Origin of the sequence: Nocardia sp. CDC153 (assembly GCF_035818515.1) — a bacterium.
Taxonomy (GTDB): domain Bacteria; phylum Actinomycetota; class Actinomycetes; order Mycobacteriales; family Mycobacteriaceae; genus Nocardia.
In genome coordinates this window covers 106,221-122,913 of sequence record NZ_JAYKYU010000002.1, presented here as the reverse complement: position 1 = coordinate 122,913, position 16,693 = coordinate 106,221, and the positions used below count along the sequence as shown (strand labels likewise).

The 16,693-nt window shown below is 72.2% G+C and carries 1 pseudogene (running past one end of the window); it reads left to right on the top strand.

From position 1 onward, the window contains the following. Positions 1–16,593, top strand: a pseudogene (locus VMT65_RS08780) (type I polyketide synthase); its annotated part reaches 2,034 nt to the left of the window's first position; the annotation flags it as partial. Between the last annotated feature and the right edge of the window lie 100 nt (positions 16,594–16,693).

The following is a 16,693-nucleotide window of genomic DNA, read 5'->3' as shown; positions in this document are numbered from 1 at the left end:
ATCGCCGCGCTGCGCAGCCGCGCGCTGACGGCGCTGGCGGGCAGCGGGGCCATGGTGTCCTTCGCCCTGACCCCCGAGGCCGCCGAAACCCTGCTGGCCCGGTGGGATGGGCGACTCGCGCTCGCGGCGGTCAATGGACCGACCTCGGTGGTGATCTCCGGCGCGCCCGACGCCATGGCCGAACTCATCGACCACTGCGACCGACACGACATTCGAACCCGGCGCATCCCGGTCGATTACGCCTCGCACTCCGCCCAGGTCGAGCAGATCCGCGACGAACTGCTGACCCTGCTGTCGGGGATCACACCGCGCCGCGCCACGGTGCCGTTCTACTCCACGGTGACCGGACAGTGGATCGACACCACGGGCCTCGACGCCGGGTACTGGTACGAGAACCTGCGGCAGCGAGTGCGATTCGACACCGCCATCCGGGGCCTGTTCGATGAGGGCTACCGGCTGTTCATCGAGTGCAGTCCGCATCCGGTGCTGGTGCCCGCGGTGCAGGAAACCCTCGACGGCTATGCCGATCCCGCCGCCGTCACCGGCACCCTGCGCCGCGATCAAGGCGGCTACGACCAGTTCCTGACCGCCGCCGCGCGGGCGTACGTCCATGGCGCACCGGTCGATTGGACCGGGGTCCTCGCCGCGACCGGCGCGCACCGTGTCGAACTGCCCACCTACGCCTTCGATCGGCAGCGGTACTGGATCCAGCCGCCCGCCGGGGGCGGGGATGTCACCGCGGCCGGCCTGGGCGCGGCCGAGCATCCGCTGCTGGGCGCCACCATCACCGTGGCCGACGCCGATTCGGTGCTGCTGACCGGCAGACTGTCCACCCGCACGCATCCGTGGCTGGCCGACCACGTCGTGCTGGGCCGGGTGCTGCTGCCCGGTGCCGCGTTCGTCGAATTGGCTTCGCGGGCAGGCGATCAGGTCGGTTGCGACCGCATCGAGGAACTCACCCTCGAAGCGCCGCTGATCCTGCGCGACGGCACCGGGATGGTGGTGCAGTTGCTGGTCGGCGCGCCCGACGCCACCGGACGGCGGGCGGTCACCGTGCATTCCCGCCCCGAGGACGCCGACGCGGACGAGCCGTGGACCCGCAATGCCACCGGCGTGCTGGCCACCGGGTCCCTCGAAGCGGCAGCGCTGACCGACTGGCCGCCCGCCGGAGCCGAAGCCCTCGCGGTGGACGACTACTACGAATGGGCCAGCGAGACAGTCGGATTCGACTACGGACCGATGTTCCAAGGGCTGCGCGCGGCATGGCGACGCGGTCGGGAACTGTTCGCCGAGGTCGAACTGCCCGATGCCGAACAGGCCCAACGCTATGGACTGCACCCCGCGCTCTTGGACGCCGCCCTGCACACCCTGGGCCTCGGACGCGACGCGGAACAGGGTCGGGTTCCCTTCTCCTGGCGTGATATCGCCCTGCGCGCGGTGGGCGCGAGCGCACTGCGCGTGCGCGTGACCCCGGCCGGGGCCGACGCGGTCGCCCTGGACCTCGCCGACGGCACGGGTGCCCCGGTGGCCACCATTGGCGCGCTGGCGCTACGGCCGGTCTCGGCGGCCGGACTCGAACGCCCCCGCACGGCGCGGCGGCAGTCACTGTTCCGCATCGACTGGCCGACGGTCGCGGCGGCACCCAACCCGGTGACACTCGAGTTCGCTCGCGAGCTGGACGAAATCGACACGGACGCAGCGGAATATGTGGCCCTGACCTTCGAGCCGGGAACCGGCGGGGACGTCGTGGCGGCCGCGCACACCGCAACCCATCGCGCGCTGGCCGCCATCCAGACCTGGCTCGCCGACGAGCGATTCGCGAACTCCACGCTGGTCTTCCTGACCCGAGGCGCGGCGGGACCGGAGATCACCGATCTGGTCGATGCCGCGGTGTGGGGCCTGGTGCGCTCCGCACAGACCGAGAACCCCGGCCGGTTCGTGCTGCTCGACCACGACGGCGCGGCCCCCGAACTCCTGGCCCGCGCGCTGGCGACCGGTGAACCGCAAATCGTGCTGCGGGACGGGCAGAATCGGGTGCCCCGATTCGCCCCGATGCCGGTGTCGGCCACCGAGTTCCCGACCCTCGAGGGCACCGTCCTGGTGACCGGCGCGGCCGGATCACTGGGCCGCCTCGTCGCCCGACACCTGGTCACCGAGCACGGCGTCCGCAGCTTGCTGTTGGTAGGCAGGCGCGCGCCCGGCCCCGAGCAGATCGCCGAACTCACCGCACTCGGCGCGACCGTCACGGCCGCCGCCTGCGATCTGGCCGACCGGTCCGCCGTGGCGGAGCTGCTCGCCGACCGCGAGCTGGCCGCGATCGTGCACATCGCCGGTGTGCTCGACGACGGCGTGATCCCCGCCCTCACCCCCGAACGTCTCGACACCGTCCTGCGGCCCAAGCTCGACGCCGCCGTACACCTGCACGAACTCACCGCGGAGCGTGGGCTTTCCGCCTTCGTGCTGTTCTCCTCGGCCGCCGGTGTGCTGGGCGCGTCCGGGCAGGGCAATTACGCGGCCGCCAATACCTTCCTCGACGCCCTCGCCCAATACCGCCGCGACCGCGGCCTGCCCGCGACCTCGCTGGCCTGGGGCACCTGGGAGCAGAGCGACGGCATGGCCGCGGACCTGGACGAGGCCACCGCCGCCCGCCTCGCCCGAATCGGCTCCGGAACCATGTCCGCGAGCGAGGGTCTGGCGTTGCTGGATGCCGCGTGGACCTCCGAGGAAGCGGTCCTCGCGCCCGTGCGCCTGGACCTGTCCGTGCTGCGCGCCCAGGCCGCCGACGGGTCGCTGCCGCCCCTGCTGCGCGGCCTGGTCCGGGTGCCGGCGAAGCGGGCGACGGCCGAATCATCCCTGACCGCACGGCTTTCCGGCCTCGCCGAGGTCGAACAGGAGCGCGTGGTCTTCGACCTGGTGTGCGCCGAGGTCGCGGTGGTACTGGGGCACACCGGATCCGGCGAGATCGAGGCGACCCGGGCCTTCCGGGACTTCGGATTCGACTCACTGACGGCGGTCGAACTGCGCAACCGGCTCGCCGAGCGCACCGGCCTGCGCCTGCCCGCCACCCTGGTCTTCGACCACCCGACACCGCTGGTGCTGGCCCGCTGGCTGCGCGCCGAACTGTTCGGCGAAACCAGCGCACCGGCCCCGATCACGGTGGCCGCCGCGACCGCCGACGACCCGATCGCCATTGTCGGCATGAGCTGCCGCTATCCCGGCGGCGTCACCGGACCCGACGACCTGTGGCGACTGGTGGCCGCGGGCACCGACGCCATCGGCGCGTTCCCCGCCGACCGCGGCTGGCGCGTCGAATACAGCGACGATCCGGGACGGACCGGCACCAGCTATGTCCGTGAGGGCGGATTCCTCTACGACGCCACGGAATTCGACGCGGGCTTCTTCGGAATCAGCCCGCGCGAGGCCACCGCCATGGACCCGCAGCAGCGGCTGCTGCTCGAAGCGACCTGGGAGGCCTTCGAACACGCCGGAATCGACCCGAACACGGTGCGCGGCAGCCGCACCGGCGTCTTCGCCGGTGTCATGTACCACGACTACCTCTCCCGCCTGCACGCCGTGCCCGAGGCACTGGCCGGATACGTGGGCACCGGCGGGGCGGCTAGCATCGCCTCGGGCCGGGTGTCGTACGTGTTCGGACTGGAAGGCCCGGCGGTCACCGTCGACACGGCCTGCTCCTCCTCGCTGGTCGCCTTGCATCTGGCGTGTCAGGCGTTGCGCAATGGGGAATGCTCCATGGCGCTGGCCGGTGGCGTGACCGTGATGCCCACCCCGGCGGTATTCGTCGAATTCAGCAAGCAGCAGGCGCTCGCGCCGGACGGTCGCAGCAAGTCCTTCTCCGCCGCCGCCAACGGGACCGGCTGGGCCGAGGGCGTGGGCATGCTGCTGGTCGAGCGACTTTCGGACGCACGCCGCCACGGCCATCGGGTCTTGGCGGTTGTGCGCGGGTCCGCGGTGAATCAGGACGGTGCGTCGAATGGTTTGACCGCGCCCAATGGTCCGTCGCAGCAACGGGTTATCCGTCAGGCGTTGGCGAATGCCGGTTTGTCGGCGTCGGATGTGGACGCGGTGGAGGCGCACGGGACCGGGACGGTGCTGGGCGACCCCATCGAGGCGCAGGCCCTGCTCGCCACCTACGGGCAGGAGCGCCCCGACGGCCACCCGCTGTGGCTCGGCTCGCTGAAGTCCAATATCGGCCACACCCAGGCGGCCGCGGGCGTCGGCGGGGTGATCAAGATGGTCATGGCCATGCGGCACGGCACCCTGCCCAAGACCCTGCACGTGGATGCGCCCACCCCGCAGGTCGATTGGTCCCAAGGCGCGGTCGAACTGCTCACCGAGGCGATCGAATGGCCCGCGCACGAGCGCCCGCGCCGCGCGGCGGTGTCCTCGTTCGGCATCAGCGGCACCAATGCTCACGTGATCGTCGAGGGCGTGCCGATCGAAGCCGCTGCGGCACAGTCGAATACCCCCGAACGTCACGCGGTCGAACCGATTCCGTGGGTGCTGTCGGGCAAGAGCGCCGACGCACTCCACGCCCAGGCCGCCCGGCTGCTGTCGACCGCGCGGACGGCCGACCCGCTGGATGTCGGCTTCTCCCTGGTGACCACCCGCGCCGCCTTCGACCACCGCGCAGTCGTCCTTGGCGGTGACCGGGACGAGCTGTGCCGCGAACTCGAAATCCTCTCGCGCGGTGAACAATCCGCGCGCGTGGTGCGCGGTGTCGCCGTCGGCGGCCGGGTCGCGTTCGTCTTCCCGGGACAGGGCGGACAGTGGGTCGGGATGGCGAGCGAACTGCTCGAGTCCGCACCGGAGTTCGCCGCCCGCATGGCCGAATGCGCCGCCGCCCTGGAACCCCACGTGGATTGGCGGCTACTGGACGCGCTGCGTGACGACGACCTGCTGGAACGCGTCGATGTGGTGCAGCCGGTGTTGTTCGCGGTGATGGTGTCGTTGGCGGAGCTGTGGCGTGCGCACGGTGTGGAACCGGCTGCGGTGGTGGGTCATTCGCAGGGTGAGATCGCGGCGGGGTGTGTGGCCGGTGCCCTGAGTCTGTCCGATGCGGCCAAGGTTGTCGCATTGCGCAGCCGCGCGCTCACGGCCCTGGCGGGTGGCGGAGCCATGGCCTCGATCGCGATGACCGCCGAGGCGGCGACCGCGCTGCTCAGCCGATGGGACGGCAGACTCGAACTCGCCGCGGTGAACGGACCGTCGGCGGTCGTGGTGTCCGGCGATCCGGCCGCGGTGGCCGAATTGGTCGAACACTGTGCCGCGCACGACATTCGAATTCGCCAGGTCCCCGTCGATTACGCCTCGCACTCCACCCAGGTCGAGCGGATCCGCGCCGAGTTGCTCGCGGCCCTGGCCGACCTCACGCCCCGGGCCGCCTCGGTGCCGTTCTTCTCCGCCACCCTCGGCGACTGGGCCGACACCACGACGCTGGACGCCGACTACTGGTACGAAAACCTGCGTCGCCCGGTGCGATTCGAGACCGCGATCCGCGGCCTGGTCGCCGACGGGCACCGACTGTTCGTCGAATGCAGCCCGCACCCGGTGCTGGTGCCCGCCGTGCAGGCGACCCTCGACGACACCCCCGATCCGGCCGCCGTCGTCGGTACCCTGCGCCGTGACCAGGGCGGCTACGACCAGTTCCTGACGGCCGTCGCGCAGTCCTATAGCTACGGCGCGTCCGTCGACTGGTCGAGCGTGTTCACCGGGACCGGTGCGCGCCGAATCGACCTGCCCGCGTACGCCTTCCAGCGCCAACGCTACTGGCTGGACGCACCCGCCGCGGGCAGCCCGCAGGTCGCGGCCGCCTCGATGCCGCTACCCGCCGAGGACACCGGGTGGGCGGGCACGCTCGCCGCACTGCCCGCGGCCGACCGGGAACGGGCGGCGCTCGACCTGGTGCGGTCCACCGTCGCCGCCGTGCTCGGACACACCACGGTCGACGCGGTTCCCGCCCGACAGCCGTTCCGCGACATCGGATTCGACTCGGTCACCGCCGTGGAACTGCGCAACCGGCTCGACACCGCGACCGGACTCGGCCTGCCCGCCACCCTGGTCTTCGACCACCCCACCCCGGCCGCCGTCGCCGACCACCTGCTGGGCCGGCTGGCCGGAACCCGGGCCGAGGCCACACCCGCGACGGTGTCGGCCGCATCCGACGAGCCGCTCGCGATTATCGGCATGACCTGCCGCTTCCCCGGCGGAGTCGGCACGCCCGAACAACTCTGGCAGCTGTTGACCGACGGGGTGGACGCCGTCGGGGCCTTCCCGACCGACCGCGGCTGGGACCTCGAACACCTCTACGACACCGCCGCCGCGGGCAGCTCCACCACCCTCGAGGGCGGATTCGTCCACGACATGGCCGAATTCGACGCCGGATTCTTCGGCATCTCCCCGCGCGAGGCGCTGGCCATGGACCCCCAGCAGCGGCTGCTGCTGGAAACCGCGTGGGAGGTCTTCGAGCGCGCGGGCATCGACCCGACCTCGCTGCGCGGCAGCCGGGCCGGGGTGTTCATCGGGGCGGTGGCCTCCGGATACGCGGCGCGGCAACCCATGTCGGGCGCGGAGGGCTACGCGCTCACCGGCGGCGCGGCCAGCGTGCTGTCGGGCCGCATCGCCTATACCTTCGGTCTCGAGGGGCCCGCGCTGACCGTCGACACCGCCTGCTCGTCCTCGCTGGTGGCGCTGCACCTGGCGGGGGAATCGCTGCGGCGCGGCGAAAGCACCCTCGCGCTCGTCGGCGGCGCGACCGTCATCTCGACCCCGGAGATCTTCGCCGAATTCGCCCGCCAGCGCGGGCTGGCCGCCGACGGCCGCTGCAAGGCGTTCGCGGCCGGAGCCGATGGCACCGGGTGGGCCGAGGGCGCGGGCATGCTGCTCGTCGAGCGGCTGTCCGACGCGCGCCGCAACGGCCATCGGGTGCTGGCCGTCGTGCGCGGGTCGGCGGTGAATCAAGATGGCGCGTCGAATGGTTTGACCGCGCCCAATGGTCCGTCGCAGCAACGAGTCATCCGTCAGGCGTTGGCGAATGCCGGTTTGTCGGCGTCGGACGTGGACGCCGTGGAGGCGCACGGTACGGGGACGGTGCTGGGTGATCCCATCGAGGCGCAGGCGCTGCTGGCCACCTACGGACAGGACCGCGAGACACCGCTGCTGCTCGGATCGATCAAGTCGAACATCGGCCACACGCAGGCCGCCGCCGGTGTCGCGGGGATCATCAAGATGGTCCTGGCCATGCGAAACGGGTTGCTGCCCAAGACCTTGCACGTCGAGGTGCCCTCGCCCATCATCGACTGGAGTGCGGGCGCGGTCGAACTGCTCGCCGAACCCCGCCCCTGGCCCGACCACGACCGCCCGCATCGGGCGGGTGTGTCCTCCTTCGGCGTGAGCGGCACCAATGCCCACGTCATTCTCGAACAGTTCACCGAGGACGCCGCGATCACGGCGGGCGACCCCGAGACCGGATCGATGGTGGCGTGGCCGATTTCGGCCCGCGACCGGAACGCGCTGCGGGCGCAGGCCGAACGACTGCTGTCCCACACCGAGACCGCGCCGGAGACCGACGCGGCCATCGGGCTGACACTGGCGACGACCAGGGCGGCACTGGAGCACCGTGCCGTCGTGATCGGCGCGGACCGCGAGGAATTGCGGGCGGGTCTGCGCGCCTTGGCCGAGGGCATACCGGCCCCCGGACTCGTCGAGGGCACGGTGTCGGGAGAGACCCGGATCGCCTACCTGTTCTCGGGTCAGGGTTCCCAACGTCCCGGCATGGGACGCGAGCTGTACCAACGGTTCCCGGTGTTCGCCGCCGCCCTGGACGAGGTCTGCGCCAAGCTCGACGGACGCCTCGGCGGCTCGCTGCGCGAAATCCTGTTCGGCGACGGCGAACTCCTCGACCAGACGAGGTACACCCAGGCCGCGCTGTTCGCGCTCGAGGTGGCCCTGTTCCGATTGGCCGAATCCTTCGGCCTCACACCGGAATTCCTGCTCGGCCATTCGATCGGCGAGCTGGCCGCCGCGCATGTCGCGGACGTGCTGTCCCTCGAGGACGCCTGCGTGCTGGTCGCGGCCCGAGGTCGCCTCATGCAGCGGCTGCCCGCAGGCGGCGCGATGATCGCGATCCAGGCCACCGAGGCCGAGGTCACGCCGCTGCTGAACGAGCGGGTCGGCCTCGCCGCGGTCAATGGGCCGCGCGCGGTGGTGGTCTCCGGTGCGGAGGACGCGGTGCTCGCGCTCGCCGCGCGGTTCCCCGATCGGAAGACCAAGCGGCTCACCGTGAGCCACGCCTTCCACTCGCCGCTCATGGAGCCGATGCTCGACGAGTTCCGGGAGATCGCGGCCGAACTCTCCTACGCACCGCCGCGGATTCCGATCGTGTCGAATCTGACCGGGGAACCGGTGCGCGCCTACGACGCCGACTACTGGGTCCGGCATGTGCGCGAGGCCGTGCGCTTCGCCGACGGGATACAGCGCGCCGCCGAACTCGGTGCGAACGTCTTCGTCGAACTCGGTCCCGAGGGCGTGCTCACCGCCATGGGCCAGGAATGCGTGCCCGACGCGACCTTCACCCAATTCCTGCGCGCGGACCGGCCGGAGGAAGCCGCGGTGCTCACCGCATTGGCGCAGCTGCACGTCGACGGCGTCGACATCGAGTGGGCCCCGGCCTTCCCCGGCGTGACGACCACGGTCGACCTGCCGACCTACGCCTTCCAACGGCGTCGGTACTGGCCCGCCGCCACCGCCGCGGACGTGGCGGCCGCCGGTCTGAACGCGACCGGTCATCCGCTGCTGCGCGCCGCCGTGGCGCTGCCGGAATCCGGGGCCCTGGTGCTCAGCGGGCGACTGTCCGTGCAGACCCAGCCGTGGCTGGCCGATCACGTCGTGCTGGGCACGGTGCTGCTGCCCGGCACCGCCTTCGTCGAACTGGCGGTGCAGGCCGGGGATCAGGTCGGCTGCGAGCTGATCGAGGAACTGATCCTGGAAACCCCGATGGTGCTGCCCGCACACGGCGGCCTCGACCTGCGGGTGACCGTCGCACCGCCCGGCGACGACGGTCGCCGGAGTGTGAGCGTGCACGCACGGCCGGAGTCGGCCGCGAGCGACGCGGCGTGGACGCGCCATGCCGTGGGAATGCTGGCCCCGCATGCGCCCCAGAGTCCGTCCCCGGTGGGCGACTGGCCGCCCGCGGACGCCGAATCCCTGGAACTGGACGGGTATTACGACCGCGTCGCCGCCGATGGGTTCGCCTACGGACCCGCCTTCCGCGGTCTGCGCGCGGCCTGGCGACGTGGCGAGGAGTTCTTCGCCGAGGTCGCGCTGCCGGAGAGCATGGACACCGAGCGCTTCGGGATCCATCCCGCCCTGCTGGACGCGGCCCAGCATGTGCTCGGCCTCGCAGCACCCGACGAGAAGGGGCGACTGCCGTTCTCCTGGCGCTCGCTGGCCCTGTACGCGACCGGCGCGACGGCCGTGCGGGTGCGGCTCGCCCCGACCGGCAACGGCCAATTCACCCTGTCGGTATCCGATCCGGCCGGAGCGCCGGTGGCAGAGGTGGAATCGCTGGTATTGCGCGCGGTGTCACCGACTCGACTGTCCCGCAGCGATATCGCACGCGACGCCCTGTTCGCGATCGACTGGCTCCCGGTGTCCGCGAACGCGGCCCACGGCCGCGACGACAGCTGGACCGTCCTCGCAGACGGAGCTGAGGTCGTCGCGGAGGCATTGAGCGCCAATGGTTTCCGGATCGAGGCGTACCGGGACCTGCCTACGGTGCACGGAACGCTCGAGGCCCTGCAAGCGTGGCTGGCCGAGAGCACCTCGGCCCTGCTGGTGGTCACCCGCCGCGCCGTCGCGGCCGTCCCCGGCGACGTGCCCGATCCCGCGACCGCGGCCGTGTGGGGTCTGGTCCGGTCGGCCCAGTCGGAGAACCCGGATCGAATCCTGCTCGTGGACATCGATTCCGACGACGGGCTGACCCCCGCCCTGGCCACCGTGCTCGCCGCGGGCGAACCGCAACTGGCCGTGCGCGCCGGAACCGTGCTCGCGCCCCGGCTGACCCGGGCCGAACCCGGATTGATCGCACCCGACGCCGACACCTGGCGGCTGGACACCACCGCGGCGGGCACCCTCGAAAACCTCGCCCTCCTCCCGCATCCCGACGCCAGCGCGCCCCTCGCACCCGGCCAGGTCCGCATCGCGGTGCGGGCGGCCGGGGTGAACTTCCGCGATGTGCTGAACGCGCTGGGCATGTACCCCGGTGCGGCAACACCGCTCGGGCTCGAAGGCGCGGGCGTGGTGCTCGAAACCGGGCCCGGGGTCACCGGACTCGCGCCCGGCGACCGCGTGATGGGTCTGCTGGACCGGGCCTTCGGACCGGTGGCCGTCGCCGACCACCGCCTGGTCACCGCGATTCCCGCGAACCTGACCTTCGCGCAGGCCGCCACCATTCCGGCGGTCTTCCTCACCGCCTACTACGCGCTCGTCGATCTCGCCGACGTGCGAGCGGGGGAGCGGGTGCTCGTGCACGCGGCGGCGGGCGGCGTCGGCATGGCCGCGGTCCAGCTGGCACGCCATCTCGGGGCCGAGGTGTTCGGCACCGCGAGCCCCGGCAAGTGGAATGTGCTGCGGGAGAACGGGATCGCACCGGACCGCATCGCCTCCTCCCGGACCACCGAATTCGAGGGCCACTTCCTCGAGGCCACCGACGGGCAGGGCGTCGATATCGTCCTCGACTCGCTCGCGGACGAATTCGTCGACGCCTCACTGCGTCTGCTGCCGCGCGGCGGCCGCTTCCTGGAGATGGGCAAGACCGACGTCCGCGACCCGCAGCGGGTGGCCGCCGCCCATCCGGGTGTGGACTATCGGGCCTTCGAACTGTTCGAGGCCGGACCGGATCGACTGGGGCAGTTGCTGATCGAGGTGGCCGCCCTGTTCGAACAGGGCGTGCTGCGGCCGCTGCCGTTCACCGCCTGGGACATCCACCGGGCGAAAGAGGCGTTCCGGTTCGTCAGCCAGGCCCGCCACATCGGCAAGGTCGTGCTCACGGTGCCCGCCGCGCTCGACCCGGACGGCACGGTGCTGGTGACCGGGGCCACCGGTGTGCTGGGCGGTCTGGTCGCCCGACACCTGGTGACCCAATACGGGATTCGGCATCTGCTGCTGGTCGGCCGCCGCCGCATCGCCCCGGAACTCGAGGCCGATCTCACCGAGCTGGGAGCCGAGGTCACCGCGGTCGCGTGCGATGTCGCCGACCGCGGCGAGGTCGAACGACTGCTCACCCTGGTGCCGCCCGCGCACCCGCTGACCGCGGTGGTGCACGCCGCCGGAACCGTGGACGACGGCGTGATCGCCTCGCTCACCCCGCAGCGGCTCGACACCGTCCTCGGCCCCAAAGCCGAGGCGGCACTGCACCTGCACGCCCTCACCGAACACCTCGACCTCGCCGAGTTCGTGCTGTTCTCCTCCATCGCCGCCACCTTCGGCGGTGCGGGACAGGGCAATTACGCGGCCGCGAACTCGGTGCTGGACGCCCTCGCCCAGCACCGCCGCGCCCGCGGCCTGCCCGGCACCGCGCTGGCGTGGGGCCTGTGGGAGCAGCGCAGCGCGATCTCGGCACACCTGGACGCGACCGACCTGGCCCGCATGGCCCGCGGCGGTTCGAAACCGTTGTCCACCACCGAAGGTCTGGCCCTGTTCGACGCCGGGCTGCGCGCCGAGCGGGCGCTGCTGCTGCCGTTCCACCTCGACACCGCGCGCATCGCGGCACCCGTCCCGCCCTTGCTGACCGGCCTGGTGCGGGCGCGCGGACGCCGCAATGCGGCCGAATCCATCGCCGCGGACGCCTCCCTGCTGAGCCGTCTGGCCGGGATGACACCGCTCGAGCGCGACGAATACCTGGTGCTGCTGGTGCGCACCCATGCGGCCGTGGTCCTCGGCCACGGCGGACCGGAGGCGATCGACGCCATCCGGGCCTTCAGCGATCTCGGTTTCGATTCGCTCACCGCGGTGGAACTGCGCAACCGGCTCGGCGCGGTCACCGGGCTGCGGCTGCCCGCCACCCTGGTGTTCGACTATCCGACCGCCGCGTCCCTGGCGGGCTACATTCGCTCCGAGCTGACCGGGACCGCACCGAATGTCGAAGTCGCCGAGGCGGTCTCGGCGGGCGAGGAACCGATCGCCATTGTCGCCATGAGCTGCCGGTTCCCGGGCGGCATCGCCTCGCCCGAGGACCTGTGGCAGGTCTTGAGCGAGGGCGCGGACGTGATGTCGGAGTTCCCGCGCGACCGCGGCTGGGATCTGTCGGGTCGATCCGTCACCTCCGAGGGCGGATTCCTCTACGACGCGGGCGATTTCGACGCCGGATTCTTCGGAATCTCACCGCGCGAGGCGATCTCGATGGATCCCCAGCAGCGCCTGCTGCTCGAGGTCTCGCAGGAGACCTTCGAGCGCGCGGGCATCGATCCCACGACGCTGCGCGGCAGCCGGGTCGGCGTGTTCGCGGGCACCTGGGCGCAGGGGTACGGCGGCACCGCCGACGGCTACGCCCTGACCGGCGGCGCGACCAGCGTGGTGTCCGGGCGGGTGGCCTACACCTTCGGGCTGGAGGGCCCGGCGGTCACGGTCGACACCGCGTGCTCGTCCTCCCTGGTCGCCCTGCACCTGGCCGCGCAGTCGCTGCGCGCCGGGGAATGCTCGCTGGCCTTGGCCGGTGGCGTCACGGTGCTGGCGACCCCGCTGATCTTCGAGGACTTCTCGCAGCAGGACGGTCTGGCACCCGACGGCCGCTGCAAGGCCTTCGCCGCCGCGGCCGACGGCACCGGCTTCTCCGAGGGTGTGGGTCTGGTTCTGGTGGAACGGCTTTCGGACGCACTACGCAACGGGCATCCGGTGCTCGCGGTGGTGCGCGGCAGCGCGGTCAACCAGGACGGCGCGTCCAACGGGCTCACCGCGCCCAATGGTCCCGCGCAGCAACGGGTCATCCGGCAGGCGCTGGCCAATGCCGGTCTGGACGCCGCCGAGGTCGACGTGGTCGAGGCGCACGGCACCGGAACCCGGCTCGGCGACCCCATCGAGGCGCAGGCGGTACTCGCCACCTACGGCCGCGATCGCGACCGGCCGCTGTGGCTGGGCTCGGTGAAGTCCAATCTCGGGCACACCCAGGCCGCGGCCGGGGTGGCCGGGGTGATCAAGATGGTGTTGGCGCTGCGGCACGAAGCGCTGCCGCGCACCCTGCACATCGACCGCCCCACCGGCGAGGTCGACTGGACGCTCGGCGCGGTGGAACTGCTGACCGAACAGGTGCCGTGGCCGCGCACGGACACACCGCGCCGGGCGGGCATCTCCTCGTTCGGATTGAGCGGCACCAACGCGCATCTCATCCTCGAACAGGCTCCGCCGCAGGAGGTTGCACCGGAGCAGCCCGAGCCCGACGCGGTGGCCTGGGTGCTGTCGGCCAAGAACGACGCGGCCTTGCGCGCGCAGGCGCGCCGACTGCGGGCCCGGGTGCTCGCCGATCCGAGCCTGCGGCCGGTCGATATCGCACTGTCGCTGGCCACCACCCGCTCGGCGTACCCGCGGCGCGCGGTGGTGGTCGGCGCGGACCGGGCCGAACTGCTGGCCGGGACGGCCGCCCTGGCCGCGGGCACGAGCGATCCGGCCGTGATCGAGGGCAACGCGGGCGAGCCGGGCAAGGTCGTGTTCGTCTTCCCCGGCCAAGGCTCCCAATGGCCGGGAATGGCACTGGCGCTGGCGGATTCGTCACCGGTGTTCGCGGCCCGGCTGGCCGACTGCGAACGGGCGCTGGCCCCCTATGTCGACTGGTCGCTGCGCGACGCCATCGCCGACGAGGACGCTCTGCAACGCCTGGACGTGCTCCAGCCGGTGCTGTGGGCGATCCTGGTGGCGTTGGCCGAATGGTGGCGCTCGATGGGCGTGGAACCGGCTGCGGTGGTGGGCCATTCGCAGGGCGAGGTCGCTGCGGCGTGCGTCGCCGGTGCGCTGTCGCTCGCCGACGGTGCCCGGGTCGTGGCGCTGCGCAGCCGGGCTCTGACCGCGCTCGTCGGCCACACCGGACTGCTGTCGGTGCCGCTGCCCGCCGACGAGGTCGCCGAACTGCTCGCGCCGTGGGGCGATCAGCTCGCCATCGGCGCGGTGAACGGGCCACGGCGCGTGGTCGTCTCGGGCACGAGTACGGCGCTGGAGGAACTGCGGGCGAGCCTGCCCGACATCGACGCCCGCCCGGTGCTCGCGGGCGTGGCCTCCCACTCGGCACAGGTGGAACCGCTTCGCGAGCAACTGCTTTCGGATCTCGCGTCCGTCGCACCGCAGGCGTCCCGGGTGCCGTTCTACTCGACGGTGACCGGCACGATCGTGGACGGGACGAGCCTCGACGCCGAGTACTGGTACGGGAACCTGCGTGGGGCGGTGCGGTTCTCCGACACCGTGGGTGCGCTGCTGGCCGCTGGACACCGCGTGTTCGTCGAGGCCAGCCCCCATCCCGTGCTGACGGTCCCGATCCGGGAAGTGGCCGAGGACCCCGCGCTCGAGCTCGCCGAGGACGCGGTGATCGTGACCGGTTCGCTGCGCCGCGACGAGGGCGGACAGTCTCGCATGCTGGCCTCGCTGGCCCAGCTGTACGTGCGAGGCATCGGGGCGCAGTGGGGTGAGCTGTTCGCGGGCGGCCGTCGAGTGGACCTGCCCACCTACGCGTTCCAGCGCGCACGGTATTGGCTGACACCGCATTCCGGCTCCGACGAGGTCGTGGACGCCGCCTTCTGGGAGGCCGTCGACCGTGGGGACCTGGACGCACTCGCCGCGACCGTCGGCGACGGTGACGAGCAGCGGTCCACGCTGACCGCGGCGCTACCGATGCTGTCACGGTGGCGGGAACGCCGTCGCACCCGCTCGGCGGTGGACGCGCTGCGCTATCGAATCGGCTGGCAGCCGGTCGCCGATCAGCCGCCCGCCATCTCGGGCACCTGGCTGGTACTCACGCCCGAGAGCTGTGACGCCGGGGAATTCGTCGAGGCGCTCGAACGGCACGGCGCGAAGGCGGTCACCGTGGCACCGCATCGGCTGCGTGAGGTCCTCGTCGACGGGGCCGAGACCGCCGGGGTGCTGTCCCTGCTGGCATTGGACGCGACAGCGGACCACGTGCCCACGACACTGCCGCGTGGGCTCACCGCCACCGTGGAAGCCATACGCGCCCTTCAGGATTCGCAGCCGGACGTCCCGCTGTGGTGTGTCACCCGGGGCGCGGTGTCGATCGGGCGGTCCGATCGTGCCGTCGACGCCGGGCAGGCGCAGCTGTGGGCCTTGGGTCGGGTCGCGGCGCTGGAGTTCCCGCGCGGCTGGGGCGGACTCGTCGATGTGCCCGAGACGCTCACCGAGCACACGGCCGCGCGCCTGGCCGGAGTCCTGGCCGGGACCACCGGCGAGGACCAGGTGGCGGTGCGCTCGTCCGGGGTATCGGCCCGCCGGCTGGTGCGGGCCGGAGCGGGTCGCGCCGACGAATGGCGGCCGGCGGGAACGGTTTTGATCACCGGCGGCACCGGCGCGGTGGGCTCGCGGATCGCGCGTCGACTCGCCGAGGCCGGGGCCGATCACCTCGTGCTGGTGTCCCGCCGTGGCTCGGCCGCGCCCGGGGCGCGGGAACTGGTCGCGGAACTCGGTGTGCGGGTGACGGTCGCGGCCTGCGATGTGGCCGACCGGACCGCGCTGGCGGAACTGGTCCGCGAGATCGAATCCGACGGCGGCCCCGTGCGCGCGGTCGTGCACGCGGCCGGGGTGAGCGCCACCGCCGGACTGTCGGAGTTCGATCCCGGCACCGCCGCGGAGGTGTTCGCGGCCAAGGTGTCCGGCGCGGAGAATCTCGATGCCGTCTTCGGTGACCGGGCGCTGGACGCCTTCGTCCTGTTCTCCTCGATCTCGGGGGTGTGGGGTGGTGCGGGCCAGGCCGCCAGCGCGGCGGCGAACGCCCATCTGGAGACGGTCGCGCAGCGACGCCGTGACCGCGGTCTGGTCGCGACCGCGATCGCCTGGGGGCCATGGACGGAGGGGACCATGGCGCCCGGGGCGTCGGTGGAGCAGCTGCGTCGACGCGGGGTGGCCAGCCTGACAACCGAACTCGGCTTCACCGCCCTGCGCCACGCCGTCGGCCAGGACGACGCGACCATCACCCTGGCCGACATCGACTGGGAGCGCTTCGGTGCCACGTTCACCATCGCGCGGCCCAGCCCGCTGCTGGCCGAACTCTACGATGCGCGGCCCGCGGCCGAAGAGCCCGAGACCGGCGAATCCTCCGGATTGCGGACGCGATTGGCCGACCTGCCCGAGTCCGAACGACACGACGCGCTGCTCGACTTCGTGCGCGCCGAAGCCGCCGGGGTCCTCGGTCACGCTGGGGCGCAGGACATTCCGGAGGATCGTCCGTTCCGGGAGTTCGGCTTCGACTCGCTCACCGCGGTGGAACTGCGCGGCCGGCTGAGCCGGGCCACCGGGCTGCGGCTGCCCACCACCCTGGTGTTCGACTACCCGACACCGGACGCGCTGACCGAACGCCTGCTGGGCGAGCTGTTCGCGGACACCGCGAACGACCCGGCCGAGGAACGGGTGCGCGCCCTGCTGGCGGATATCCCGCTCGCGCGGCTGCGCGATGCGGGCCTGATGGACG